At 65.6% G+C, this 25,849-nt stretch carries 27 protein-coding genes; 17 read left to right on the top strand and 10 right to left on the bottom strand.

Translation table 11 applies throughout. The features are described from left to right. Window positions 1-91 precede the first annotated feature (91 nt). The gene (locus XI05_RS38620; RefSeq protein ID WP_212256679.1) at window positions 92-274 is read left to right on the top strand and encodes a hypothetical protein; all 183 of its coding nucleotides are present in this window, start codon (window positions 92-94) and stop codon (window positions 272-274) included. A 42-nt stretch (window positions 275-316) separates the two neighbouring features. Here the strand turns inward: XI05_RS38620 and XI05_RS38615 are convergent, their stop codons facing one another. The 6 genes from XI05_RS38615 to XI05_RS38590 form a co-directional block, all read right to left on the bottom strand. After that, entirely contained in the window at window positions 317-787 is a 471-nt protein-coding gene (locus XI05_RS38615) for a metallophosphoesterase family protein (protein WP_271511697.1), read from the bottom strand. Window positions 788-801: 14 nt separating this feature from the next. Further along, window positions 802-1,020, bottom strand: coding sequence for a DUF6894 family protein (locus tag XI05_RS38610; RefSeq protein WP_271511693.1), 219 nt, complete (start codon window positions 1,018-1,020; stop codon window positions 802-804). Between the two features lie 190 nt (window positions 1,021-1,210). Beyond that, the gene (locus XI05_RS38605) at window positions 1,211-2,980 is read right to left on the bottom strand and encodes an SDR family oxidoreductase (RefSeq protein ID WP_271511687.1); all 1,770 of its coding nucleotides are present in this window, start codon (window positions 2,978-2,980) and stop codon (window positions 1,211-1,213) included. 88 nt (window positions 2,981-3,068) lie between these two features. After that, the gene (locus XI05_RS38600; RefSeq protein WP_271511685.1) at window positions 3,069-3,989 is read right to left on the bottom strand and encodes a hypothetical protein; all 921 of its coding nucleotides are present in this window, start codon (window positions 3,987-3,989) and stop codon (window positions 3,069-3,071) included. A gap of 12 nt (window positions 3,990-4,001) precedes the next feature. Then, window positions 4,002-4,289: a hypothetical protein gene (locus tag XI05_RS38595; RefSeq protein ID WP_271511682.1), complete on the bottom strand. Its 288-nt coding sequence runs from the start codon at window positions 4,287-4,289 to the stop codon at window positions 4,002-4,004. A gap of 1 nt (window position 4,290) precedes the next feature. Continuing rightward, the gene (locus XI05_RS38590) at window positions 4,291-4,434 is read right to left on the bottom strand and encodes a hypothetical protein (protein WP_271511679.1); all 144 of its coding nucleotides are present in this window, start codon (window positions 4,432-4,434) and stop codon (window positions 4,291-4,293) included. 194 nt (window positions 4,435-4,628) lie between these two features. Here XI05_RS38590 and XI05_RS38585 point away from each other — a divergent pair, with 194 nt between their 5' ends. The 15 genes from XI05_RS38585 to XI05_RS38515 all read left to right on the top strand — a co-directional run bounded on the left by XI05_RS38585 (window position 4,629) and on the right by XI05_RS38515 (window position 20,302). Then, a complete protein-coding gene (locus tag XI05_RS38585; RefSeq protein WP_271511676.1) occupies window positions 4,629-5,729 on the top strand; it encodes an inositol-3-phosphate synthase in 1,101 nt (366 codons plus the stop codon). After that, window positions 5,729-6,325 (top strand): histidine phosphatase family protein, encoded by a 597-nt coding sequence (locus XI05_RS38580; protein ID WP_271511674.1) that lies wholly within the window; start codon window positions 5,729-5,731, stop codon window positions 6,323-6,325. The genes XI05_RS38585 and XI05_RS38580 overlap by 1 nt, the downstream gene beginning before the upstream one ends. Further along, a complete protein-coding gene (locus XI05_RS38575) occupies window positions 6,322-7,425 on the top strand; it encodes a CgeB family protein (protein ID WP_271511672.1) in 1,104 nt (367 codons plus the stop codon). The genes XI05_RS38580 and XI05_RS38575 overlap by 4 nt, the downstream gene beginning before the upstream one ends. A gap of 2 nt (window positions 7,426-7,427) precedes the next feature. After that, entirely contained in the window at window positions 7,428-8,228 is an 801-nt protein-coding gene (locus XI05_RS38570; RefSeq protein ID WP_271511668.1) for a nucleotidyltransferase family protein, read from the top strand. Next, a complete protein-coding gene (locus XI05_RS38565) occupies window positions 8,225-8,992 on the top strand; it encodes a TIGR04290 family methyltransferase (RefSeq protein ID WP_271511665.1) in 768 nt (255 codons plus the stop codon). Before XI05_RS38570 ends, XI05_RS38565 begins: the two co-directional genes overlap by 4 nt. Then, complete coding sequence (locus tag XI05_RS38560; protein WP_271511662.1) at window positions 8,989-9,939, top strand: beta-xylosidase; 951 nt, start codon at window positions 8,989-8,991, stop codon at window positions 9,937-9,939. Before XI05_RS38565 ends, XI05_RS38560 begins: the two co-directional genes overlap by 4 nt. Further along, a complete protein-coding gene (locus XI05_RS38555) occupies window positions 9,927-11,132 on the top strand; it encodes a phosphopentomutase (protein WP_271511660.1) in 1,206 nt (401 codons plus the stop codon). Before XI05_RS38560 ends, XI05_RS38555 begins: the two co-directional genes overlap by 13 nt. Window positions 11,133-11,327: 195 nt before the next feature. After that, window positions 11,328-12,440 carry an SDR family NAD(P)-dependent oxidoreductase gene (locus XI05_RS38550; protein WP_271511657.1) on the top strand — a complete coding sequence of 371 codons (1,113 nt, stop codon included), beginning with the start codon at window positions 11,328-11,330 and terminating at the stop codon, window positions 12,438-12,440. Beyond that, on the top strand, window positions 12,440-13,501 hold the full coding sequence (locus XI05_RS38545; protein ID WP_271511654.1) for an SDR family NAD(P)-dependent oxidoreductase: 1,062 nt from the start codon (window positions 12,440-12,442) through the stop codon (window positions 13,499-13,501). The genes XI05_RS38550 and XI05_RS38545 overlap by 1 nt, the downstream gene beginning before the upstream one ends. Next, window positions 13,498-14,784, top strand: coding sequence for a TIGR04295 family B12-binding domain-containing radical SAM protein (locus XI05_RS38540; protein WP_271511652.1), 1,287 nt, complete (start codon window positions 13,498-13,500; stop codon window positions 14,782-14,784). The genes XI05_RS38545 and XI05_RS38540 overlap by 4 nt, the downstream gene beginning before the upstream one ends. Then, window positions 14,781-15,893: a glycosyltransferase family 4 protein gene (locus XI05_RS38535; protein ID WP_271511649.1), complete on the top strand. Its 1,113-nt coding sequence runs from the start codon at window positions 14,781-14,783 to the stop codon at window positions 15,891-15,893. The genes XI05_RS38540 and XI05_RS38535 overlap by 4 nt, the downstream gene beginning before the upstream one ends. Next, complete coding sequence (locus XI05_RS38530; protein WP_271511646.1) at window positions 15,890-17,020, top strand: CgeB family protein; 1,131 nt, start codon at window positions 15,890-15,892, stop codon at window positions 17,018-17,020. The genes XI05_RS38535 and XI05_RS38530 overlap by 4 nt, the downstream gene beginning before the upstream one ends. Next, entirely contained in the window at window positions 17,017-18,105 is a 1,089-nt protein-coding gene (locus tag XI05_RS38525) for a CgeB family protein (protein ID WP_271511642.1), read from the top strand. Before XI05_RS38530 ends, XI05_RS38525 begins: the two co-directional genes overlap by 4 nt. Then, the gene (locus XI05_RS38520) at window positions 18,102-19,226 is read left to right on the top strand and encodes a CgeB family protein (protein ID WP_271511640.1); all 1,125 of its coding nucleotides are present in this window, start codon (window positions 18,102-18,104) and stop codon (window positions 19,224-19,226) included. Before XI05_RS38525 ends, XI05_RS38520 begins: the two co-directional genes overlap by 4 nt. A gap of 11 nt (window positions 19,227-19,237) precedes the next feature. Then, a complete protein-coding gene (locus tag XI05_RS38515; protein WP_271511637.1) occupies window positions 19,238-20,302 on the top strand; it encodes a UDP-glucuronic acid decarboxylase family protein in 1,065 nt (354 codons plus the stop codon). Between the two features lie 44 nt (window positions 20,303-20,346). On the opposite strand, the gene XI05_RS38510 is transcribed toward XI05_RS38515, so the two are convergent. Then, entirely contained in the window at window positions 20,347-22,659 is a 2,313-nt protein-coding gene (locus XI05_RS38510) for a TonB-dependent receptor (protein ID WP_271511634.1), read from the bottom strand. Beyond that, window positions 22,640-23,704 (bottom strand): HoxN/HupN/NixA family nickel/cobalt transporter, encoded by a 1,065-nt coding sequence (locus tag XI05_RS38505; protein WP_271511631.1) that lies wholly within the window; start codon window positions 23,702-23,704, stop codon window positions 22,640-22,642. Before XI05_RS38505 ends, XI05_RS38510 begins: the two co-directional genes overlap by 20 nt. Window positions 23,705-23,972: 268 nt before the next feature. Between XI05_RS38505 and XI05_RS38500 the strand changes: the two genes are divergently transcribed. Further along, window positions 23,973-24,176 carry a hypothetical protein gene (locus XI05_RS38500; protein WP_271511629.1) on the top strand — a complete coding sequence of 68 codons (204 nt, stop codon included), beginning with the start codon at window positions 23,973-23,975 and terminating at the stop codon, window positions 24,174-24,176. Window positions 24,177-24,203: 27 nt separating this feature from the next. Here XI05_RS38500 and XI05_RS38495 read toward each other — a convergent pair whose 3' ends face one another. Beyond that, the gene (locus tag XI05_RS38495) at window positions 24,204-25,205 is read right to left on the bottom strand and encodes a formate dehydrogenase subunit gamma (protein WP_271511626.1); all 1,002 of its coding nucleotides are present in this window, start codon (window positions 25,203-25,205) and stop codon (window positions 24,204-24,206) included. 39 nt (window positions 25,206-25,244) lie between these two features. Next, complete coding sequence (fdh3B, locus tag XI05_RS38490; protein WP_027571966.1) at window positions 25,245-25,841, bottom strand: formate dehydrogenase FDH3 subunit beta; 597 nt, start codon at window positions 25,839-25,841, stop codon at window positions 25,245-25,247. Between the last annotated feature and the right edge of the window lie 8 nt (window positions 25,842-25,849).

Genomic DNA, 25,849 nt, shown 5'->3' with positions numbered 1-25,849 from the left:
GCGAGCCTGAGCAAGGGCCGCAAGGAACACCCTGCCGCCGCCTGGGTTATTTGAAGGGCGGTGGCACAACGCTTTGTTGACAGGAAGGCATATGCCAAAGGCAACTGAAAACGACCCGCGAGAGACACCGCTTGACGATCCGCGCCAGCAGACGGACATGCCGACGCACCGGCAAACGAACAAGCCGTGGCAAGGCAATCCCGAGAAGGACCAGATCGATCCGAAACGGCCGCCGGTGGATCTGGAGCGTTGGCAGAAATCGAAGACGCACTAGGCAGCGGCCGCTGGCTGGCGGTCACATCCGGTCGAGATGCGGTCACATCCCGTCGAGATCATGAATGACGGGCCGCAGCGGCCCGGCGGAATCGAGGTCGAGCGTTGCCAGCGTAATCGGCAGCTTGAAGCGTCGCTTCCCAGCACTGCCCGGATTGAGGTAAAGCACGCCTTCCCTGGTCTCGATCCGCACGCGGTGGGAATGCCCTGAGACCACGACGTCGATGCCGAGCTCGGCAGGATTGATCGCCAGCTCGTTGAGGTCGTGCAGAACGTAGAAGCCGCGGCCGCCGAGGCGCAGCGTTTGCGTTTCAGGAAAGCGTTCAGCCCACGTGCCCCGGTCCACGTTTCCTCTGATCGCGGTGACGGGGGCGATGCGGCCAAGCCCGTCCATCACAGCCTGGGCGCCGATGTCGCCGGCGTGGATGATGTGCGAGACGCCGGCGAGGCAGCGCTCCGCCTCGGGCCTCAGCAGCCCATGCGTGTCGGAGATCACCCCAATCCTGAACGTCATGTCAGATCATCGCTTCAGTGCAATACGTCCAACGGCACCCGGCCGATTTCCTCACCATCTTCGTTCGTGACGAGGATCGCGAAATGACGGCCCTTGAGCTCGGGACGCTGCGCAAGCAGACGCCGCGCAATTTCTTCGGCGACGTCCAGGGCCTGGATGTCATCCGGCAACTCGGCCCCTCCTTCGTCTGCCACGGTTGTAGAATCCACCAAATCAAAATGATAGCGCGGCACGTCTGGCCCTCAGCTTTTCCCGCAGGAACGCCCGGTCTCGAAGCTTCGTTCCGGCGTGGGAACCATCTGCGGTCCAGCAGATAATACGTCGTGACGGTAGACGGAGGCCACGGCTCGCTCGGCACCAGGCTCGGCGACTATGTCAGGGCTTACGTGCTGCCGGAGCGACGACAATAGACCAGCGGCGGCCTCACGCGCGGCGCCGCCGCGTCCGCGCGCGGTGTCCGGACGGACGGCCGGCCCTCGATGCCGCGAACGCCAGGCCGGCAGCAATCCCGAGCAGCACGAGCCCCTTGCTGAGCACAGCGGCGGGCGGAACTTGCTTCCGCGCCAGCCAGCCGCCATCCACGGACGTACCCTGCGGACCCGCTTGGAGCAAGGTGCCTTCGTTCCTTGCGGCGGGACGCGCGCGCGACAGCAGCCAGCGGAACGCTCCTCCCAGGATATTCTCGGTGATCCCAGGGGCAATCGCATAGGCGAATTGCCCGGCGCGCGCCGGCCACCCCACCGCCACCTCGTCACGAGGCGCGTGGGCGAGGCGCAGGAAGGTCTCGGCCACGTCCTCGGATTGATAAAGCAGCGGGCCAGGATCGAGCCTTCGTCCGGAGGCGTTGGCGCCGTGGACGAAGCCCGGCGTATCGACGATGGACGGGAAGACGCCGCAGACATGAATGTCGGGACGAGCCCGGAGCTCCTGACGCAAGCTTGCGGTGAAGCCGCGCAGGCCGAACTTGCTGGCGGTATAGGCTGCGGCGAAGGGTGTCGGCGCCCAGCCGCCGAGCGAGATGTTGTTGATCAGGACACCGCGGTTCTGGCGGAGGAAGATCGGAAGCACCGCGAACGCGCCATGCATGGTGCCGAGCAGATTGACCTCGATGGTGCGGCGATGGAGCGCGATATCCGCATCCTGATAGGCCCCGAACACGCCTGTGCCGGCGTTGTTGATCCAGACGTCGATGCCGCCGAAGGCCTCGTCCGCCGCACCGGCGAGACGCTGCATCGCCTGCGCGTCAGTGACGTCGGTCGGCACGGCCAGGGCCCGGCCTCCGAGCGCCTCACATTCGGCAGCAAGGCGCATCAAGACCTCGCCGCGGCGCGCCGCGAGGACCACGCTCGCGCCCTCGCGGGCAAAAGCCAGCGCCGCGGCACGCCCGATTCCACTGGAAGCGCCGGTGATGACGACGCGGGTGCCGACCATCTGCCGCTGCTCGCGTGCCGAGACCTCCGCCGGAAGCAGCCAGCGCAGGGATCGCCGCAGGCGCGCCGTTCCCTGCGTTTCGAACCAGTCGCCATGCGCAAAGATCACCCGCTCCGGAGCCAGCTTCACCAGCCGCTGGGCCGCAGCCTGCGCCGAACGGCCGCCGAGACGCAGCAGCAGCCGCAGATAGACCGGGGCCTTGCCGTCCGGCTTGGCAATGCCGAGCAGGTTCGCCGCCGCCGCATTCGAGGCGCTGAGGTGGTGGGGATCGAGGTTCTGCACGATATCGGTCAGAACCAGCGTCCGGCTCCGCCGGTCGAACAGCTCGACCTCGGAGAACATCGGAGCATTCACCGACAATGTTTGGAGGTCGGCGGCCCATTCCTCCGGCGTCGTGTCTCCGATTTCGCGATCGATACGGACGCCGGCCGCCCGCACCTGCCCGCGGGCCGCAAGGCCGCGCGCGGCAAAAATCGCGGCCTGTGGCAGCTGCCTTTGCCATTCAGGCAGGAACATCCAGTGGGCAATATTCGGCGCCAGCAGGTACCTGATCGAGCCCAGCCGCTCCAGCTCCTGGCGCAGAGCGGGCGAATATCGCACCGGCGAATGCAGCACGAGGTCGCCATTCGACAAGCGGATGACGGTCATCCGCACGGGCAGCTGCAGGCCGGCGGCGCTGATCGGCTTGTCATCCAGGATCCAGATATCGTCCGTCACCCGCGACAGGCTGGCGGTCGACACAGCGGCGTCGGAACTTTGCATGAGCGTCTTTCCCTCGCGAGGACGTTGCTCCAAACCGCTTGAGCGACGCTCGTTCCTCAGCAATGCCTTGGAAATAACGGTCTGGAAATCACGTCGCCGCAGTGGCTCGACCTGCTTCGAGGCGCGCCCGCAGCGCGTCGCGGATTTCGGTGACGACATGGTCCCAATCGCCCGGCCGTCTTTGGTGAAACAGGCGCAGGTTCGGATACCAGAACGAGCGCGCGCCGGATGGAGGCCAGCGCCAGTCGCAATCGGCATGCAGCAAGACCCAGGCCTCGCATCCGAGCGCGCCCGCAAGGTGCGCGACCATGGTGTCGACGCAGACGACGAGATCGAGCTGCCGCAGGCGATGGCCGAGAGCTGAGATGTCGGGCGTGCTGATGTCCCGCGCCCCGATCGCCGCGAGCTCTTCGGTGCTGGCGCCGCGCTGGAGCGAATGGAGCGTCACGCCGTCTCCCGCGAGATTGCGCAACAAGACGGCCGGCACCTCCCGCCGCTTGTCCCACTCACCGACTTTCCAGACTAGGCCGACGGCCACACCTTGTTCACGTCGGGGCGGCGGAACGGCAGTTGGAGGCAGCGCCAGGTAAGGACCGCGCATCTCGACCTGGTCCCGGCGCGCTCTGATGGCGTGCGGCACCTCCATGATCTCGATGTCGACCTCGAAAGCGATCTCGGGCGCACCATCATGCAGCGGGATCGCACGATCGACGCCCGCGGCGCCCGCGACCAGCGGCAGCAGCTCGGGTTGACACCACAGGGTCACGCTGCGCGCGATCTCGCGAAGCGGACCCATGAAGCGCAGGAACTGGATGGTATCGCCGAGCCCGTGATAGCAGCGCACCAGCACGTGCTTATCCCTGAGGTCCTCGCCGCGCCAGATCCGCTGCAGATGGCGCGGGCCGGTGTGCTTGGGCGGATGCGCGATCTCCAGCAGATCACGATCGTTGACCATCCAGGCCCGCGCGAAATCGCCCGCCCTGATCGCCTCGGCCCAGCTGCCGGCCATCTCGCGCCGTCGCTAGTGTCGCACGAATTTGTGGAAGCGGCTGAGCTTGCCGTCCTTGGTTCGGTCCTGGTGCAGGAACGCAATGCCGGCGTCATCGAACGTTTCGAAGAACTCGTCCCAGCTGATGCGGTCCAGCCCCTCGTCCGGCGGATCGAAATCAATGCGCAGGATGCCGGCGTGGCCATCCTCCTCCGTCGCCTTCACGGTCGCGGGTTTCCCGCCGCGCTCTTCGACCCATTTCCGGATGACGGTGTGATCGGTGGTCTGCTGGGCTTCGCTGTTTTGCGCCTTGGACGTCATACTACACCTCGTTGATTGTTTGGGCGATGAGCCCCCGCACCGCATCGAGCCATTGGCCGAGAAACGCGGGCCGGAGTGATTTGTTCTTCGCGGTAGATACGAAGCGGGCGCGCGACGCGAGCATCATCTTCTTCATCTTCATCATGAAAGCCGTTCGTTCCCGGCTGGCGGTTCGGGATTTTATCCCATGTTAAGCGCGTCGCATTTTATCGCGATGAATCGCTCTCGGCGTGCCGCTCGCATCTTCTTTCCAGGAACGAACATACCTTCCGCACGTTCGCCGACGTACTTCCACCGACTCTTGCACCGACGCCGCGTGTTTCCGGAGGGCTTCATTCCATGCATTCTCGTCTTCAAGACAGGCGCCGCGTGCGCGTTGGACTCGTCGGCGTCGGCAATTGCGCGAGCTCCTTCGTCCAGGGCCTCACCTACTACCGTAACGCCAAGTCGAACGAGCCGGTGCCGGGATTGATGAATGCGGATCTCGGCGGTTACCATATCAGCGACATCCAGATCGCCTCGGCCTTCGACGTCAACGCCTACAAGGTTGGCCGCGACGTCGCCGATGCGATCTTCGCCCCGCCCAACAACACGCACCGCTTCTCGGACGTCGCCCCGACAGGGGTGATCGTGCAGCGCGGTCCGGTCCTGGACGGCATCGGCCAATATCTCACCGACGACGTTCCGGTTGCGAACGTTCCGGAGGCCGACGTGTCCGAAGTGCTGGCGATGTCCCGCACCGACGTTCTGGTGTCCTATCTTCCGGTCGGCTCGCAGCGCGCCAGCGAATGGTATGCGGCGCGCGCCATCGAGGCCGGCTGCGGCTACGTCAATTGCATTCCGGTCTTCATCGCCTCCAATCCGGAGTGGCGGCGCCGCTTCGAGGAGGCCGGCCTGCCGATCGTCGGCGACGACATCAAGAGCCAGGTCGGTGCCACCATCCTGCATCGCGTGCTCGCCAATCTGTTCCGTGACCGTGGCGTGCGGCTCGACCGCACCTACCAGCTCAATGTCGGCGGCAACACCGATTTCAAGAACATGCTCGAGCGGGAGCGGCTGGCCTCGAAAAAGATCTCCAAGACCCAGGCCGTGACCAGCCAGTTCGACGTCCCCATGGACCCCGACAACATCCATGTCGGACCGAGCGACCACGTGCCGTGGCTCACCGATCGCAAGCTCGCCTTCATTCGCCTCGAGGGAACGACGTTCGGCGGTGTTCCCCTGAGCGCCGAGGTCAAGCTCGAGGTCTGGGACTCCCCGAACTCGGCAGGCGTCGTGATCGACGCGGTGCGCTGTGCCAAGCTCGCCATGGACCGCGGCCAGGCTGGAGCGCTGACCGGCCCTTCCAGCTATTTCATGAAATCGCCGCCGCAGCAGTTCACCGACGAAGAGGCCGGACGGCGGACACGCGCCTTCATCGACGACAAGGCGCTTGCGTGATGGCTGGGATCATCCATCTCGTCCGGCACGGTCACCATGCCTTGCTCGGCCGCATCCTGTGCGGCCGGATGAAAGGCGTCGAGCTCAGCGATCTCGGCTGTGAGGAGATGGCACGCTGTGCCGGCACCATCGCGCCGCGGCCATCGCTCATTCAGTCCAGCCCGCAACGGCGCTGCACGCAGTCGGCCTGCATCCTCGCCGCGCATTTTAGGCTGCCGGTCGAGATCGTACCCGCCCTCGACGAGCTCGATTATGGCGAATGGACCGGACGATCGTTCGACGACCTGGCGCCGGATCCCCGATGGTCGCGCTGGAACGGGCGACGCGGCACGAGCCGCCCGCCCGGCGGCGAGAGCATGCGGTCGCTTCAGAGCCGCGTGGTCGCTCATCTGGAGCAGCTGCGTGGCGATCGCAATCTCGGCGCCGTCGTCCTCGTCAGCCACGCCGAGCCGATCCGCGCCGCGCTCCTGCACTATTCGCGCACGCCGCTCGACCAGTTTCTTTCGATCGAGATCGATCCTGCCAGCATCAGCACGCTCAGCGTCGACAGCCGCGGCATGAAGGTCACCGGGATCAACCAGCGGGTGCCGGCGTGAAGATCGTCATCTTCGGCCTGACAATCTCCTCGTCCTGGGGCAACGGGCATGCCACCTTGTGGCGCGGCCTCTGCAAGCATCTCGCGCGCTCGGGGCACAGTATCGTCTTCTTCGAGCGGGACGTTCCCTATTATGCCGGTGCCCGGGATCTCCATGAACTGCCGGGCGGCGCGCTCCGGCTGTTCGCGAGCTGGGACGATGTGCGGCAGGCGGCAAGCGCCGAAATCCGAGATGCCGACGTTGCGATCGTGACCTCCTATTGTCCCGATGCGATTGCCGCGACCGAGCTGATCCTCTCCGAAGGTCGTGCTGTTCCCGTGTTCTACGACCTCGATACGCCGGTCACGCTGGCAAAGCTCATCGCCGGCGAATCTGTCCCCTATATCGGCCCGCGCGGCCTGCAGGATTTTGAGCTGGTGCTCAGCTTTACCGGCGGACCTCACGTCGAGGATGAATTCCGCAATCGGCTCGGGGCGCGGGATACTCGGGCGCTTTATGGGCATGTCGACACAGACATCCACCATCCGGTCATGCCGCAGCCGCACTATCGCGCCGATTTGTCCTATCTCGGCACCTACTCCGAAGACCGCCAGCGCACGCTCGAGGCGCTTTTCGTCGCGTCCGCGCGGGCGCGCCAGGATCTCCGCTTCCTGATCGGCGGCGCGCAATATCCGGACGATTTCCCGTGGTCGCCCAACATCTATTTCGTGCGGCACCTGCCGCCGTCCGAGCACGCGCCGTTCTTTGCCTCGTCGCGGCTGACGCTCAACGTCACCCGCCGGGCCATGGCGGAGATGGGCTGGTGCCCGTCCGGCCGGCTGTTCGAGGCCGCGGCTTGCGGCGCCCCGCTGCTGAGCGACGACTGGCCCGGTATAGCGGACTTCTTCGCGCCCGGAGAGGAGATCCTGATCGCACGCGACGAGCACGAGGCGCTCGCCGCGCTCGCGATGCCGGATGTCGAGCTCCGGCGCATGGCCCGGCGCGCTTATGATCGCACCATGGACCAGCACACATCCGACAAGCGCGCGCGTGAACTGATCGCGATGCTCGAGCAGACAAAGTCGGGCCGCGTCAGCCGGCAACAAATCGAGGAGGCCTGATCATGTGGGGCATCGTACCGGCCGCGGGCCGCGGCAGCCGTATTCAGCCGCTTGCCTTCTCGAAGGAATTGCTGCCGGTCGGCAGCCGGCGCGACGACGGTACGGACCGCCCCTGCGCGGTCTCCGAATATCTGCTGGAGCGCCTCATCCTCGGCGGCGCCGACAAGATCTGCTTCGTGATCTCGCCCGGCAAGTCCGACATCCTCGAATATTTCGGGGACCATTACGGCAGCGCCGAGCTCGCCTATGTGGTGCAGCCCGAGGCCTCCGGCCTGTGCGATGCCGTGTTCAGGGCAAGCACCGTCGTCGGGCAGCATGAGGATGTCATGGTCGGCCTGCCCGACACGGTCTGGTTTCCCAAGGCGGCCCTGCAGTCCCTGCCCGATGCAGACCTCTCGTTCCTGCTGTTCCCGGTCGAGCATCCCGAATTCTTCGATGCGGTCGTGCTGGACGGCGAGCAGGTGACGGAGATCCAGGTCAAGCAGCCGAATGCAAGCTCGCGCTGGATCTGGGGTGCTTTCAAGATGTCGGCGCACGGCTTCCGCCAGCTGCAGTCGCTGTGGCACGCACGCGAACGCCGCGACGAATATTTCGGGACGCTGGTCAATGCCTATCTTGCGGCCGGCGGCAACGGCATCGGCGTCAGGGCCGGCGAATCCTACGTCGATGTCGGCACCATCGACGGCTATCGCACGGCAATGGCCTTGCTCGCCGAGAGCGCCGAGGGCCGTTCCAAGTCGCGGGCCCGCGCCTCATCGGACGGAGCCCGGCCGGTCACTGTGAACAACGGAGCGATTGCATGACCACAGGCGCCCTCTCCCGCGAGGAAATCCGCCAGCGCGTCGATGCGCTGGGGCCATGGTTTCACAATCTCGACCTCCAGGGCGTGCCGACCGCGCCGTCGCACTTTCTCGGCGACTATCCCAATGTGAAGTGGCAGCGCTTCTCCGGAATCATTCCGGACCGGCTCGAGGGCAAGACCGTGCTCGATATCGGCTGCAATGCCGGCTTCTACGCCATGGAGATGAAACGGCGCGGCGCCGAACGCGTGCTCGGCCTCGACACCGACGAGGAATATCTGGCCCAGGCCCGCTTCGCCGCCGAGGTCAACGGACTCAGGATCGAATTTCGCAAGATGTCGGCCTATGATGTCGGGCAGCTTCGTGAACAATTCGACCTCGTGATCTTCATGGGCGTGCTCTATCATCTGCGACACCCGCTGCTGGCGCTGGACCTGATCCATGAGCACGTCGCCGGCGATCTCCTGCTGTTCCAGTCGATGCAGCGCGGCGACAGCCACGTCGATGCGATCGAGAAGAACTACGACTTCTGGACCACCGACCAGTTCGGTTCCTCCGGCTACCCGAAGCTGCACTTCATCGAGCACAAATATGCCGACGACCCCACCAATTGGTGGGTGCCCAATCGCGCCTGCGTCGAGGCCATGCTGCGCAGCGCCGGCTTTGCCATCGCGGCCCATCCCGAGGAGGAAGTCTATCTGTGCAAGCGCACGGCGCGGCCGCAGGCTGACGGGCCGGTCTATCCGTCACGGGAGGCGGGCCGATGATCGAGGCGGCCAAGATCTGGAACGAGCCCAACAACAAGTCGCATTGGGACATCCTGATCGACCCGGACTGGGCGATGTTCGCAAACCTGGCGCTCGCGGCCGGAAAGGCCATCCGCAGCGCGCATTCGACCTTGCCGCGCGTGCTCGGCGGCATCTCGCCGATCGACCCATCCTTCATGCGCAACATGCAGTCGCGCGGCGTGTTCGATCACGTCGACGCCGTCGCCGTGCACGGCTTTCCGCTCGACTGGAATTTATGGCAGATCGGAGAATGGCCGGCCAAGATCGAGGAGATCAGGGCCGTCACCGCGTTACCAGTCTGGGTGACCGAGGTCGGCGTCTCCTCGTTCGGCGCCGAGGAGGTGCAGGCCTGGGGCCTGTCGCGCACCGCCGACCTTCTGATCGGCCGCGCGCCGCGCATCCATTGGTACAGCCTCTATGACCTGCCTTCGGCCTGGGAGGCGACCACCCGGCACAAGGAGGCGGAGGGATCTTCCTACTACCGGCATTTCCACATGGGCCTGCTGCGCGAGGATGGAACGCCGAAAGCCGCAGCGGAGCTGTTCGGGCAATATGCCGCCGACATGGGCCTGTGCCAGTGGTTTCACTTCGAGGACCATCGCCTCGATGACGCCGTACGCTGGATGCGCCGCTTCGGCGTGAGACACCTGAGGACAGGCCTGTCATGGGCCGACAGCTTCCGTCCCAACGCGCTGGACTGGTTCGACCGCCAGATGGATGCGCTGGCCGAATTCGAGGTCACCGTGACGTTCTGCTTCACGCCGGAACACCGCGGTCTCGAACCGCATCACACCAGCCCGCCGCTCGACGTCAACGAGTTCGCCGACTTCTGCGCGCAGATGATCGAGCGCTATTGCACCAAGACCGGTCTCGCCGACTCCATTGGCGCCTCTCCACCGATCAGGGAGCCGACATGCGTGCCCTGATCCTGGTGATGGATTCCGTCGGAATCGGCGCGGCGCCCGACGCTGTCAATTACGGCGACGAGGGTGCTGACACTGTCGGCCACATCGCGGATGCGTGCATGGCCGGCCGTGCCAATGGTCCGCAACGGGAGGGCCCGCTGCGCCTGCCCAATCTCGTGGCGCTGGGCCTTGGCGAGGCGTGCCGCCTCTCCACGGGCCGGATCCCGCCCGGGCTCGACGGCCGGACACAACATGCGCGCTATGGCTGCGCCAGCGAGATCTCGAGGGGCAAGGACACGCCATCAGGCCATTGGGAAATCGCCGGCGTGCCTGTGGCGTTCGATTGGGGCTATTTTCCTAAGATCCAACCCTGCTTCCCGCCCGCTCTCGTAACGAAGCTGTGCGAACAAGGCGGACTGCTCGGCATCCTCGGCAATTGCCACGCTTCCGGCACCGACATCATCGCCGAATTCGGCGAGCGCCACATGCGCGGTGGCGAGCCGATCTGCTACACCTCGGCCGACAGCGTGTTCCAGATCGCGGCGCACGAGGAGACGTTCGGGCTCGAGCGGCTCTACGACGTCTGCACCGTCGCGAGGCGGCTGGTCGATCCTCTCAACATCGGCCGCGTCATCGCGCGTCCGTTCGTCGGAACGAACCCGGACAACTTCAAGCGCAGCTCGCACCGGCGCGATTTCTCGGTCCCGCCGCCCGAGCGAACCATCCTCGACCTTGCAGAGAGTGCCGGCCGCGAGATCGTGACGATCGGCAAGATCGACGACATCTTCGCTCATCGCGGCACCGGGCGAAACCTGCGCGGCGACGGCAATGCGGCGCTTTTCGACGCCACGCTCGATGGGCTGGCAGGCCTTGCCGAGGGCGGGCTTTTGTTCGCGAACTTCATCGATTTCGACACGCTCTACGGCCACCGTCGCGACGTAACGGGCTACGCTGCGGCGCTTGAAGCCTTCGACGCCCATCTGCCCGAGCTGCTGAACCGGCTGCGAAGCGACGATCTCCTGATCATCACCGCCGATCATGGCTGCGATCCGACCTGGAGCGGCACCGATCACACGCGTGAGCAGGTCCCGATCCTGACGTGGGCCGCACAATCGACGTCTCCGATCGGCCGGCGCGCCGGCTTCGCCGACATCGGCGCGACCGTTGCAAGACATCTCGACCTGCCGGCGCCGCTTCATGGCGCGCGTTTCTAGCCGGGATTCACCTGGGTTATTGATCCAGGTTAGAGAACTTTTCGTTTGTAGGTTTCGCAGGAACGAACATTCCTTGCACCGCTTCTAATTCCCAGACGTGACTGGCGCGCAGGTCGCCCGACCGAGCAAAGCGCGCTTCAACTCTCATCATCGGCCGGTCCGAACGGATCGGTCCCATGCGGCACGGAGCGGTGAATGACGCGAGTATTGATCACTGGGGGCGCGGGATTCATCGGTTCGCATACGGCGGACGTGCTGCTTGCGGCCGGCTACGAGGTCCGCCTTCTCGACAATCTCTCTCCGCAGGTGCACGGCGGCAACCGTCAGCGCCCCGCCTATGTTGCCGACGACGCCGAGCTCGTGGTCGGCGACGTCACCGATGCCGCCGCGGTCGAACAGGCCTTGCGCGGCGCCGACATGGTCCTGCATCTCGCCTCCGCCGTCGGCGTCGGCCAGAGCATGTACGACATCGAGCCCTATGTCAGGACGAACGAGCTCGGCACCGCCGTGCTGCTGCAGGCGCTCGCCAAGCGACCGGTCGCACGGCTGGTGGTGGCATCCTCGATGAGTATCTACGGCGAAGGTCTGTATCGTGATGCCGTGGGAAGCGTCGTCGCCGGCGACGAACGACCGATCGAGCAGCTTCGCAAGGGCGAGTGGGAATTACGGGATCATGCAGGCCATGCGCTCGATCCCGTGCCCACCCCTGAGACCAAGCAGCCGTCGCTGAGCTCGATCTACGCCCTGAACAAATATGCGCAGGAGCGCATGTGCCTGATCACAGGCAAGGCCTACGGCATTCCGACCGTCGGCATGCGCTTCTTCAACGTGTTCGGTCCGCGGCAAGCGCTGTCGAATCCGTATACCGGCGTGCTGGCCATCTTCGCCGCGCGGCTGCTCAACGGCCGGCCGCCGCTCGTCTTCGAAGACGGCCTGCAGCGGCGCGATTTCGTCCACGTGCACGACGTCGCCCGCGCCTGCAGCATGGCGCTCGAATCCGACCACGCCCAGGACGTCTTCAACGTCGGTTCGGGCCAGAGCCGCACCATTCTGTCGGTGGCCGAGGATCTGGCGCAGGTGATGGGACGGCGCGAGATCGATCCAGAGATCACACGAAAATACCGTGCCGGCGACATCCGGCACTGCTTCGCCGATATCGGCAAATCACGCGACCTGCTCGGCTTCGAGCCGCATGTCGCGTTCAAGGACGGCCTTGAAGAGCTCGCCGGCTACCTCGCTGACCAGATCGCCGACGATCAGGCAGAACGGGCGACCCGTGAGCTGCTGCAACGAGGGTTGGTCGCGTGATGAGTGAGCAAGACAACAGACCCGTCCTGGTCACCGGCGGCTGCGGCTTCATCGGCTGCAATCTCGCCGACCGTCTCGCCGAGCGGGGCGATCGCGTTCTGGTGCTGGACAATCTCGCCCGCGCCGGCGTGCGCGAGAATGCGCAATGGCTGAAATCCCGGCATGGCGACCGCGTCACGATCAGTGTGGCCGATATCCGCGACCCGATCCCGGTGATCGACGCCGTGCGCGAGGCGCGGGCCGTACTGCACCTCGCAGCCCAGGTCGCGGTGACCGACAGCGTCAGCGATCCCTCGGCCGACTTCGAGATCAATGCGCGCGGCACGCTGAACGTGCTGGAAGCCGTTCGCCTGCACAACGCTTCGGCTCCGGTGATCTTTGCCTCGACCAACAAGGTCTATGGGCGCCTGATCGAGGACAGCGAGATCGCGCTCACCGACCGCCGCTACACGCCGGTCAATGATTTGCTCGCCGGGGGCATTTCGGAGAACGCGCCGCTGGATTTCTACAGCCCCTATGGTTGCTCCAAGGGCACCGCCGATCAATACGTGCACGACTATGCCCGGGTGTTCGGGCTGCAGACCGTGGTGATGCGCATGAGCTGCATCTACGGGCCGCGGCAATTCGGCACCGAGGACCAGGGCTGGATCGCACACTTCCTGCTCAGCGCCATCAGCGGCAATCCGCTGACGATCTACGGTGACGGCAAGCAGGTCCGTGACGCGCTGCACGTGTCGGACGCGGTGAGCGCCTGGCTCGCGGCGCTCGACCACATCGCGCTGGCCCGCGGGCGCGTCTTCAATCTCGGCGGCGGTCCGGCGAATGCGGTCAGCCTGCTCGAGTTGATCGACCAAATCACCGAGCTGACGGGCCGCAAGGTGAGCTATCGCTTTGCGGACTGGCGACCGGGCGATCAGCCCTGGTACGTGACCGACACGCGCGCGCTCGCCACCGCGCTCGGCTGGACGCCGCAAATGCCCCTCGCCGACGGCCTGCGCTCACTCCACACCTGGCTTGACAGTCGCTTCGGATCACAGGACAGAAGCGAGGCCCTGGCATGACGCGGGTCGCCCTCATCAATCCCAACTGGGATTTTTCGGGCAGCATCTATTTCGGCTGCCGCTCGCCTCACCTGCCACTCGAGCTCGGCATCTCCGAGCATTATCTGAAGGCGGCGGGCCACGACACGCTGCTGCTCGATGCGCATATGTTCGATCTCTCCCTCCCTGAGATCGAGGCCGAGCTGCGCGCCTTTCGTCCCGACCAGATCGTCTTCACCACCGCACCGACATATCTGTTCTGGCGCTGCGCCCCGCCCGAGCTGCGCGTGCCGCAGCAGCTCGCGATCGCGATGCGGCACCTCGCGCCGACCCTGATCGCGGTCGGCCCGCATGGTTCGACCACGCCGAAGACCGCGCTGAAGAAGCTCGGCGTCGACATCGTGGTGATGGGCGAGTGCGAGGCATCCCTGCTGCGTCTCGCCAATGGCGAACGGGACTTTCCCGGCCTGTGCTTCGCCGACGGTGCTTCGCTCCGGGTCAATGGCGGCCCCCAGGCGGTCGCGTTCAACGATCAGCCCGCGCTCGATTGGCCGGACGAGATGATCCGGCGTCACCATCACCATCATCACCGCTTCGAGGCCGCGCCGACGGCGCCGGGCGCCGAGGCGGAGGCCTCGCGCGGCTGTCCGTACAATTGCACGTTCTGCGCCAAGGAGAATTTCCGCAACGCCTACCGCAAGCGGCCGCCCGCGGTCATTCTCGACGAGATCGATCGTCTGCGCCGTCACGGCATCGAGTACGTCTACTTCATCGACGAGATCTTTCTTCCCAACCGCGAGCTCCTGGAGGGCTTGACCACGCGCGGGCTGAAGTTCGGCGTGCAGACGCGGATCGATTTGTGGAAGCCCGACATGCTCGCCCTGCTCGGGCGAGCCGGCTGCGTCTCGATCGAAGCCGGCATCGAGAGCCTCACCGTGGAAGGGCGCGCGGCCCTCGCCAAGAACTGCAAGATGACCACGGATCAGCTCGCCGACCGGCTGGTCGAAGCCCGCCGCCATGTCCCCTTCGTGCAGGCCAATCTGATCGAGGTGCCCGAGGACGACGATCCCGTCGTGCAGCGCTGGCGCCGCACCATGCAGGATGCCGGCGTCTGGGCCAACGATCCGGTGCCGCTCTATCCCTATCCCGGCTCGCCCGACTACCGGAAGCTCTGGGGCGAGCCCGACGATGTCGCCTGGGAGCGCGCGCACCGGCACTATCTCGCGATGTTCGACCAGTTCAGCGACGTGCAAAACGATCGTCCGGTCCCGCTCGACACCCTCGAACTCCAGGTGGTCTCATGAGCCGTGGCGCCGACATCAGGATCATGATGACGACCGACACGGTCGGCGGCGTCTGGACCTATTCCTGCGCCCTCGCCGCCAGTCTCGCCGCGTCCGGGGCCGACGTCACGCTCGTGACGCTGGGCCCGCGGGCGCGTGTCGATCAGCGTCAGATGCTGCGTGAGACCAGCGTTCACCTGATCGAGACGAACCTCGCACTCGAATGGCAGGACCCGGAGGGGCGGAACGTTTCCGACGCAAGGCGCGTGCTTGCAAACCTCGAAGCCAGATTGGTGCCGGATGTCGTGCATCTGAACAGCTTTCGCGAGGCGACCTTTGCCTGGCACGCCCCGACCGTGCTGGTGGCGCATTCCTGCGTGAACTCGTGGGCACTCGCCTGCCGCGATACGGCCTGGCTTGGCGAGCCGAGATGGCGCCGCTACAGCGAGCGGGTCGCCGCGGCACTCGACATCACGCAGGCGTGGGTCTGTCCGAGCCGGGCCTTCCACGACGACATCACCGCGATCTACCAGCCGCGATCGCGCGGCGCGGTGATCTGGAACGGAATAGCGTCACGCGCCCCGTCTGGACGGAAGCAGGGCGTGATTTTCGCGGCAGGACGGCTGTGGGATCGTGCCAAGAACATCGCAGCGCTCGCCACCGCCGCGCCCGGGCTGGATTGGCCGGTCGAGGTGGCCGGTCCTAGCGACGCACGTCTGCCAGCTGACGTCACCTGGCTCGGAGAGCTGCCGCACGGGGCGCTGGAGGCGCGCTTGCAGCATGCAGCGATCTTCGTCAGCCCCGCACTCTATGAACCGTTCGGCCTCTCGGTGCTGGAAGCCGCCGCCGCGGGCTGCGCGCTGGTCCTCTCCAACATCTCGACGTTCCGGGAATTGTGGCGCGGCGCCGCCTTGTTCGTCGATCCCGCCGACAGCGACGCGCTGCATCGGACTCTGGCAGAGCTTTGCGCTGACGATACGGGTCGAGCAAAGCTGCAGCGCGCCGCCTACGAGCAATCCCTGACCTATTCGTTGAGGCGCATGACGAGCGCCTATCTCGGTCTCTACCAGGACCTGATCGCATCGAGCCGGACGAGCGCGGCGGCCGGCCAGATCGAGGTGCGCGCATGAAATGCGTCCTGTTCTACCATGCCTTCACCTCCTGCTGGAACAACGGCAATGCGCATTTCCTGCGTGGCTATGCGCGCGAGCTCCATGCGCTCGGGCACGAGGTCGTCGTGTTCGAACCCATCGACGGCTGGAGCCGGCTGAACGCGATCCGCGAAGGCGGCAGTCATGCCATGGACGACATTCCGGCGCTCTTTTCCGGCATCGACATCCGCCGTTACGATACCAGCCTCGATCTCGCGCGGGCGCTTGATGGCGCCGATCTCGTCATCGTGCATGAATGGAATTCACCCGATCTGATCGCGCAGATCGGGCGCAGGCGGGCGCAAGGCGCGTCCTTCACCCTGCTGTTTCACGACACCCATCACCGCGCGGTCAGCGCACCCGAGGAGCTTGCGCAATTCGATCTCGACGGATTCGATGGCGTGCTCGCTTTCGGCGAGGTGCTCCGGCAGATCTATCTGAAGCTCGGCTGGGCCGACCGGGTCTTCACCTGGCACGAGGCCGCCGATGTCGCGTTGTATCATCCGCTGCCGCAGGTCGAGCGGACCGACGATCTGGTCTGGATCGGCAATTGGGGCGACGGCGAGCGCAGCGCCGAGCTGAATGAGTTCCTGGTCACGCCCGTGGCGGAGCTGAAGCTGCGCGCGAGCGTCCATGGCGTCCGTTATTCAGATGGCGCACTTCACACCATCAGGAGCGCAGGCATCCGCTACGGCGGCTGGCTGCCGGCGCACTGGGCCCCCGTCGCCTTCGCCGGTGCGCGTGCGACCATCCATGTGCCGCGCGGGCCTTACGTCGCCCTGCTTCCCGGCATCCCGACCATCCGCGTCTTCGAGGCGCTGGCCTGCGGCATCCCCCTGGTCTCGGCGCCCTGGTCGGATACGGAAGGCCTGTTCCCCGAGGGCGCCTATCTCAGCGTTGCCGATGGCGCGCAGATGAAGCAGGCGCTTCGGACTGTCATCGACGATCCGGAATTCTCTGCCGCGATGGTGCAGACCGGCCTGAAGGTCATCAGGGATCGTCATACCTGCCGCCACCGCGCCGAGCAGCTCATCGACATCGTCACCGACCTCAGGGATTCAGGCCGTTCGGGACGGCCTCAGCACGACATCGGAGCCGTTGCATGAATATCTGCTTCTTCGGATCCAGCCTCGTCTCGTCCTATTGGAATGGCGCCGCCACATACTACCGCGGTATGCTGAAGGAGATCGCGGCGCTCGGCCACGAGGTCATCTTCTACGAACCCGACGCCTTCGAGCGCCAGTCGCATCGCGATATCGACGAGCCGGATTGGGCCAGGGTGGTCGTCTATCCCGCGACCGCGGACGGCTGGCGTCGCTCGCTCGACAGCGCCGCACAATCGGCCGACATGCTGGTCAAGGCCAGCGGCGTCGGCGTCTTTGATCTCGAACTGGAGAACGCCGTCGCGGAGCTGCCCTCGCGGCTGACGCGGATCTATTGGGACGTCGATGCTCCCGCCACGCTCGAGGCAATGGAAAGCGATCCGCAGCATCATCTGCGCCGCGCGATCCCGTGCTACGACATGGTCCTGACCTATGGCGGTGGCGAGGGCGTCGTCTCCGCGTATCGATCGGTGGGCGCGCGAGACTGCGTGCCGATCTACAACGCGCTCGATCCGGCCACGCATTTTCCGTCGCCGCCCAATCCACGCTTCGCCTGCGATCTCAGCCTGCTGGCGAACCGCCTGCCTGACCGCGAGAAGCGCGTCGAGCATTTCTTCCTCGACGTCGCGCGCCGCCTGCCTGAAAAGTCCTTCGTGCTCGGCGGCTCCGGCTGGGACGACAAGGACGCCTCCGCCAATCTGCGCAAGGTCGGCCATGTCGGCACCGCCGACCACAACGCGTTTTTCGGCTCCGGGCTCGCCACGCTCAACGTCAATCGCGACAGCATGGCGCGCTACGGCTTCTCCCCGCCAACGCGGGTGTTCGAAGCGATCGGCGCCGGCGCCTGCCTGATCACCGATCAATGGGCCGGCATCGATCATTTCCTCGATCCCGGCCGCGAGGTGCTTGTTGCCGCTGACGGGGGCGAGGTGGCAGAGCACCTCGCCGCGCTCAATCCGGAGCGGGCCCGGTCGATCGCCCGGCGCGCCCGCGCACGCATCCTCAGCCAGCACACCTATCGGCAGCGCGCCCGTCAGTTCAACGATCTCTTCGTCGCGAACAGCTCCCGAATCGAGGCAGCAGAATGAACCTCTCCATCGTCGTCATCGGTCTTTCGGTCACTTCGTCCTGGGGCAACGGTCATGCCACGACCTACCGCGCCCTGATCGAAGCGCTGGCGCGACGAGGTCACCGGGTCACGTTCCTTGAGCGGGACGTGCCCTGGTATCGGGATCACCGCGACCTGACCAAGCCCTCTGCCTGGACGGTCGAGCTGTACCAATCCTTGAAGGATGTTCCGCGCCAGTTCGGCAAGCTGATCCGCGATGCCGATCTGGTGATCATCGGCTCATACGTTCCTGACGGCATCGCGATCGCCGAATGGACCACGACCCACGCGAGGGGCGTCACGGCGTTCTACGACATCGACACGCCTGTTACCCTGGCGCGGCTGGAGCAGGGCCTCGACTATCTCTCGGCGGCAATGATCCCGCGCTTCGATCTCTATCTCTCCTTCACCGGCGGACCGGTGCCCGGCATGATCGAGCAGAGCTACGGCAGTCCGCTCGCGCGCGTGCTTTATTGCAGCGCGGATGCGGAGATTTGCGGTCCGGACCAGGAGCAGCCGAAATGGGCGCTCGGCTATCTCGGGACCTACAGCGAGGACCGGCAGCCCGTTCTCGGCGAGCTGCTGCTTGCACCGGCGCGCACTCTGCCGTCGGATCAATTCGTCGTCGCCGGCGCACAATATCCGGACGATATCGCCTGGCCCGCCAACGTCGCCCGGATCGAGCACCTCGCGCCCAAGCAACACCCGGAGTTCTACGCGGCGCAGCGTTTCACGCTGAACGCCACCCGCGCCGACATGAAGGCGCTGGGCTTCTCCCCGAGCGTCCGGCTGTTCGAAGCCGCGGCCTGCGGCACGCCCGTGATCTCGGACCGCTGGCCGGGGATCGAGACGATCTTCGCGCCGTCGAAGGAAATCCTGCTGGCAACCAGCCCGCGCGAGGTCGTCGAGATCCTGCGCGACATGCCGGAGGAGCAACGGCGCACGATCGCGCACAATGCGCGGCGGCGGGTTCTGGCCGATCACACCCCCGATCATCGCGCGCGGCAGCTGGAGACCTATTACGCCGAGGCAGCCGCGCGGCGCCGCCGCAAGACGGCGCCACTCCCCGTCGTTCGCCCCATGCAGGTCGCCCAACTCTGAAAGGCCACATCATGACGCTCCAGACCCGCATCCACGCGTCCCGCCGCTCGCCGACGGTCCTGGTCGCCGGCGGCGCCGGCTTCATCGGATCGCATCTCTGCGACGCGCTCCTGCAACGCGGCAGCATGGTGATCTGCCTGGACAATCTGTTCACGGGAACCACCGACAACATCCGGCCCCTGCTCAACCACCCGAATTTCCGCTTCATCGAGCATGACGTGCGCGATCCCATCAAGATCGAGGGCGAGATCGACCGGATCTACAGCCTCGCCTGCCCGGCTTCGCCCCGCCACTATCAAGTCGATCCGGTCGCGACGATGAAGACCTGTGTGCTCGGCTCGATCAACCTGCTCGAACTGGCGCGGCAGAAGGGCTCCCGGATCCTTCAGGCCTCAACCAGCGAGGTCTACGGCGACCCGGAAGTGCATCCGCAGCCGGAATCCTATCTCGGCAACGTCAACCCGATCGGGCCGCGGGCCTGCTACGACGAGGGCAAGCGCGCCGCGGAGACGCTGATGTTCGACTACCGGCGCATGCACGGGACGGAGATCAAGGTCGCGCGCATCTTCAACACCTACGGGCCGCGCATGCTCGAGAATGACGGCCGCGTCGTCTCCAACTTCATCGTGCAGGCGCTGCGCGGCGAACCGATCACGATCTACGGCCAGGGCACGCAAACCCGCAGCTTCTGCTTCGTCGACGACCTGGTGCGGGGGCTTCAGCTCTTGATGGAGAGCTCCGCCTCGGTCAGCGGTCCGTGCAATCTCGGCAATCCGCACGAGGTCACGATCGAGGCGATCGCCCGTGAGGTGCTGGCATGCACCGAATCGGCTTCCCCGCTGCGCTTCGAGCCCCTGCCGAAGGACGATCCCAGGCGGCGCAAGCCCGTGATCGATGCCGCCGAGAAGATCCTGGGATGGCGTCCGAAGGTGGCGCTGAAGGACGGGCTTCAAGCGACCATTGCCTATTTTGCGCTCCGCCTCGCCGGGGAATCGCCCACGCTCGTGCCGGCCATCGCCGCGCGCAGGACGCGCCATCCAGCACGCGGCCGGCTGACGATGTCCGAGCAAGGGTAAAGGCTCATCATTGGCGGGTCGCCCAGTGCGCTCGCGCAATAGGCCTAAAACGTCCCGGCCAAAGTGACCCGAAACGTCATCGGCTCGACCGGGTGCAGCACATAGTCCATGACGCCGTTCCGGCAGACCGCGGCCGGTGCGGCATTGGCGGCGCAGAGATTGTAGAGCGTGTCGGTCTTCAACAGCGAGCCATAGGCATAGGTGATCTGGTTCGCGTTGCTGTTGAAGAGATTGAGGACGTCGAACTGGATGCGCCAACCGTTCCCGGTGCGGTAGCCGAGCCGCGCGTTGACGATGCTGGTCGGCCGCGAGCGGAACGCATTGTCCTCCGTCAGCGGGCTGGAGCCGATGTAGCGCCAGCGCGCGCTGCCGAACCAGCCCGTGTTCTCGCCAAGCGTAATTCCGGCCGATGCCACCATTGCTGGGGCGTTGGGAATGTAGTTGCCGGGCGCATTGCCGATCTGCGCCTCGGGATAGCCGGCGAGCGAGGCATAGACCGCGGCCTGCTCGCCGTCATGGCCGCGGAAGCGCGCATGCGTCATTGCGAGATCCGCATCGATATCGATCCAGGACCGCGGCCGGTAATGGTTGGTCCACTCGAAACCGTAGCGGCGGCTGGCGCGGGTTGCCGAGGTATCGCCGGCATCGCCGGAGAACAGGATCTCGGAATCCTGGTCCAGGATGAAGAGGCTGAGAGAGCTGTCGAGGCCAGGAACGATCCGGCTGCGAACACCGACCTCCGCGCCTCTGGTGCGCACCAGGAGCGGCGACGGCGTGAGCCTTGTCGCGGGATCGGTGGGATCCTCCGTCGTGGTCGCGCCGCGGGCATCGTTCGAGTGCATGCCGTAGCCGGCGCCGAGAAAGAATTCCGTATGATTGAACGGACCAAGCACCATCCTGAATTTCGGGCTACCGAGCGCGACATCGGCGCGGCCGGAATTTGCGGCGTTGAATAGAGAGGTGACGTAGGCGGCGTAATAATCGCCGCGCCAGCCCAATGTCGTCCTGAGCCAGTCGGTCCAGCGCACCGTGTTTTCGGCATAGACCCCGACGCTGCCCTCTCCGACCTTGTCGCTGCGGATATTGCCAATGAAGCCGCGATGGAAGGTATTGGTGAGCGCGAGGCCAATCGCATCATAGCGCGATTGCAGGCCGAAGGTGGTCTGCATCGGCAGGCCGGCAAAGGAGCCGTTCAGTGTGCGCGAGACGTTGGCGCCCGCCATCAAACGGTCGTCGTGCTGGTGGAACTGGTCGCCCAGCACGGGATCGTCGAGGACGTAAGTGAAGTTGTTGAAGAGGTCGAGCTGGCTCTTCACCAGATAGGCATTAGCTTTCCATAAACCGATATCATCGGTCTGCGCGATGCGACCGGAGAGCGCGAAACGGTTGGCATGGCCACCGTCGCTCGGATCTTCCGAACCGTACCGGCCAAGCAGGCCGCCGGTGATGGCGCGCTGCGGCACCTGGTCGGTCGAATTCCAGGTGTTGACGTAGGCCATGCCGGTGAGCGACACGCCGTCGGTCGCGGTGCCCTGGCTGTAGCGCACGAGGCCGTTGAGCTTTCGCACCTTGTCCGGATTGTCCCACGGGCCGTTATAGGTACCGATCTCGCCGGCCACCAGCAGCGAACCGTCGCCGACCTTCGCGGAATCCATGCCGAGCAAACGGCGGTAACCGAAACTGCCGGCGCTCACCTGCGCCAGCCGCCGGGTGCGGTCGATCAGGCCGATATGAACGCTTCCGACCGAGGCGAAGTCGCCTTCGTCGGCGAAGTAAGGTCCCTTGCGCACGTCCATCGCGGCGATGGTTTCCGGGATCAGCCAGTTGAGATCGGCATAACCCTGGCCATGCGCGTGGGTGCGCATGTTGACGGAGACGCCGTCGACGATGATCGCCAGATCGGTGCCGTGGTCGAGATTGTAACCGCGCAGGAAATACTGGTTGGCTTTGCCCTCGCCGGAATGCTGCGTCACGATCAGTCCCGGCACGGCTTCGAGTGCCTCGCCCGGCCGCGTGAAAGGGCGCGCGTTGATCTCGTCGCCGGAGACGGTGATCTCGCTGGCCATGCCGGCTGCGGCCTTTGCACCCGAGCCGGCACTGCGCGGATCCGCCGCCTGCGTCGTTGCGGGAGACACGAAGACGCGGCGCCCGTCCCCGAGCGGTCTGGCGGCACGGCGCGATGCGGCCGGCGTCTTGCGCCCGGGCGCGGCGCCGCCACTGACCTCGACCGGCGGCAGTTCGCGCGAGGCGCCATTGCTCTGCGCGAGGGCGCGGCCGTCATCCGCGAGCAGCGCCAAGACCGAGAGTGCCGTCAAAGCGCCGCCGCGACGACCGTGCTCAGGCCACCTCGGTCGCATCGGCGCATTCCAAAACTTTCGCGCCGGCGCGGCGACGGCCGCTCGCGAACATGCGGCGATAGAGCACGACCGAGACGAGCCATGCGGCCGCGAACAGCGCGATCACGACAAAGCCGACATTGGCAAGCGACTCGTTGAGGTCCTCGACCAGCGCCCATGCGCCGCCGGAGAGGCCGAGCCGATCGCTGATCAGGCCGAGCGCCTCGATGCCGCCGATGAACAGCGCGACCGCGACGGAGGCGCCGGTGATCGTGAGATTGTACCAGAGCTTGCGCAAGGGATCGACGAAGGCCCAGCGATAGGCGCTCACCATCAGCGCCGAATCGGCCGTGTCGACCAGCGCCATGCCTGCAGCGAACAGCGCGGGGAAAACCAGCACATCGGCGAGCGAGGCGCCGCGCGCGGCTTCGCTGGCGGAGATGCTGAGCAGGCTGATCTCGGTCGCGGTGTCGAAGCCGAGGCCGAACAGGAAGCCGAGCGGGTACATGTGCCACGGCTTCGTCACCAGGCGGAACATCGGGCCGAGCAGCCGCGCCAGCACGCCGCGGCCGGCAAGCAGCGCATCGAGCTGCGCAGCGTCGTGAACGCCCTGCTCCCGCGCCGCGCGAAACGTCCGCCACAGGCCGGCGAAAATGACGAGATTGATCGCGGCGACCGCGAGCAGGAACAGCGCCGAGACCGAGGTGCCGATGAGGCCGCCGACCTCCTTGAGCAGGCTGTCGCCACCAAGACTCACGACGCCCAGTGCCAGCAACATGGTCGCCACCACGACCACGGTGGAATGGCCGAGCGCGAAATAGAGGCCGACGCTGCGCGGCGTCTCACTCCCATGCATCAGCTTGCGCACGACGTTGTCGATCGCGGCAATGTGGTCGGCATCGACGGCGTGACGCAGGCCGAATACCCAGGCCAGCAACGCGGTCGCCATCACCGTCGGCCGCTCGCCGAACAGCGTGAAGGCCCAGGCCCATGCGGCGAGGTTGGCGGCGACGAGCCCGCCGAGCAGCGCCACCGTTCCGGGCTCGACCGCCCGCAAAGTCCGCATCGCTGCTCGTTCCATTCGCCCGCCTTTACGGTATGAGGTTTATCAAAATCTCTCATACTGGCAAGAGCAAGAGCCGGACCAGTTTCGCGCTGACGCCTGACGCGCCGACGGAATGGGAGCCAAATGGCTGGCCTGATGGAAGAATTGGCTTCCAGAACAGGCTCCGTCTCCACGCAAGTGGAACCGATCGTTGTGAAGCGGCTCACATCGGGTTTGACGATCCCGATGTATTCATCGTGGCGGGTGGAGATGGCAGACGGAGACGCGCATGAAACTCGTCATGCTCTCGCTTATTGCAGCCATGCTTCTCGCCGGTGTGGCCAATAACATGTTCAGGCCGCAGGCCGTGCCTCATTTCGACCAGCACGGCATGGCGTCCATTCAAGACATGCAGACGGGCCAGGCCGACAAGCTTCCCGAGCAGGAGCTGCAGGACCGCTCCGTCTTGTTTGTGAAAGAGCCGGCGCGCTAAAGCCCGGCCCGTCCGCGCAAGAACCGCCTATTCGGCCGCCGCGGGCGCGGGTTGCGGCTGCCCGTCGTTCGGCCCCGTTCGCGCCTTCTGCTCGTCGAGCCAGAGGCTGTGGTGCTCGCGCGCCCAGTTGACGTCGACTTCGCCCGAGCCCATGGCCTCGAACGCGCCTTCCATGCCGATCGTGCCGATATAGATGTGCCCGATCATCGCCGCGACGAACAGGACCGCCACGATCGAATGAACGATCTGGGCCATTTGCATGCCCTCGATCCCCGTGCCGTAGAACGGGAACATCAGCGCGTAGCCCGACGCTGCGACCAGTGCGCCGCCGATCACGACGATCCAGTAGATCATCTTCTGGCCGCCGTTGAAGCGGTAGGCCGGCGGATGGTCATGCCCGATCATGCCGCCGCCGCGCTTGGCCCATTCGATATCGACCTTGTTCGGGATATTGCCGCCGATCCACATCAGGAAGATCAGGACGACGCCGAGCGTGAACGGGAAGCTCAGATAATTGTGCGCGTACTTGGCCCATTGCGACCATTCCGAGAACGCTTCGAAACCAATCAGCGGCAGCAAGAGCGGCCGGCCGAACGTGATGTTCAGCCCGGAAATGGCCAGCACGATGAAGCAGGTCGCCGTCAGCCAGTGCACGAAGCGCTCGAAGGCGTTGAAGCGCACGATGGTGCGGCCGGACCGTCCGGCTTCGAGACGCACCATCCCGACGGTGAGATAGAAGATCACGACGGCCGCGATGGCGCCGAGGATGGCGATGCCGCCGATCCAGCGCAGCGTCACATTGCGGAATTCCCGCCACTCCCGGCCCTGCGGCTGCTCCAGCACGCCGGAGCGCTGATCGGGAATGCTGACGCGGCCCTGGATCCGGTTGAGCTCCTGCAGGAGCTGCTGCTCCTTGACCGCGCTCGCGGTCGGGTTGACCTGCTGAGCACTCGCCGGCGCCACGCTCACCAAAAGAAGCAGCGCCCAGGCGGCCAACGCCAGACGAACGAACCTTCCAAACGACGCCATCACGTCCTCCCCGGTCTTGCGCGCCCTCGGCTGCCCACGTCAGGACTCGATTGTCTCGCGATATGCGGTCTTCCAGCCCCACGCACCCGAGCCGTAGCCGCGCTTCATGACGCGCTCCTTGTAGATCTGCGCGATGATCTCGCCGTCGCCGGCAAGCAAGGACTTGGTCGAGCACATCTCGGCACACAGCGGCAGCTTGCCTTCGGCCAGCCGGTTCGCACCGTATTTCTCGTATTCCTCCTTGCTGCCGTCGGCCTCCGGGCCACCGGCGCAATAGGTGCATTTGTCCATCTTGCCGCGCGAGCCGAAGTTTCCGACCTTCGGATATTGCGGCGCGCCGAACGGACAGGCGTAGAAGCAATAGCCGCAACCGATGCAGAGGTCCTTGGAGTGCAGCACCACCGCATCGGCCGTGGTGTAGAAGCAGTTCACCGGACACACCGCCGCGCAGGGCGCGTCCGTGCAGTGCATGCAGGCCATCGAGATCGAGCGCTCGCCCGGCTTGCCGTCGTTGATGGTGACGACGCGCCGCCGGTTGATGCCCCAGGGCACCTCGTGCTCGTTCTTGCAGGCGGTGACGCAGGCGTTGCACTCGATGCAGCGATCAGCGTCGCAGAGAAATTTCATCCGAGCCATGTGCGTGC

The sequence above is a fragment of the Bradyrhizobium sp. CCBAU 11357 genome (assembly GCF_028128865.1).
GTDB lineage: Bacteria > Pseudomonadota > Alphaproteobacteria > Rhizobiales > Xanthobacteraceae > Bradyrhizobium.
Note: the sequence above shows the minus strand (reverse complement) of the source record. Positions and strands in the feature narration are given on the sequence as shown.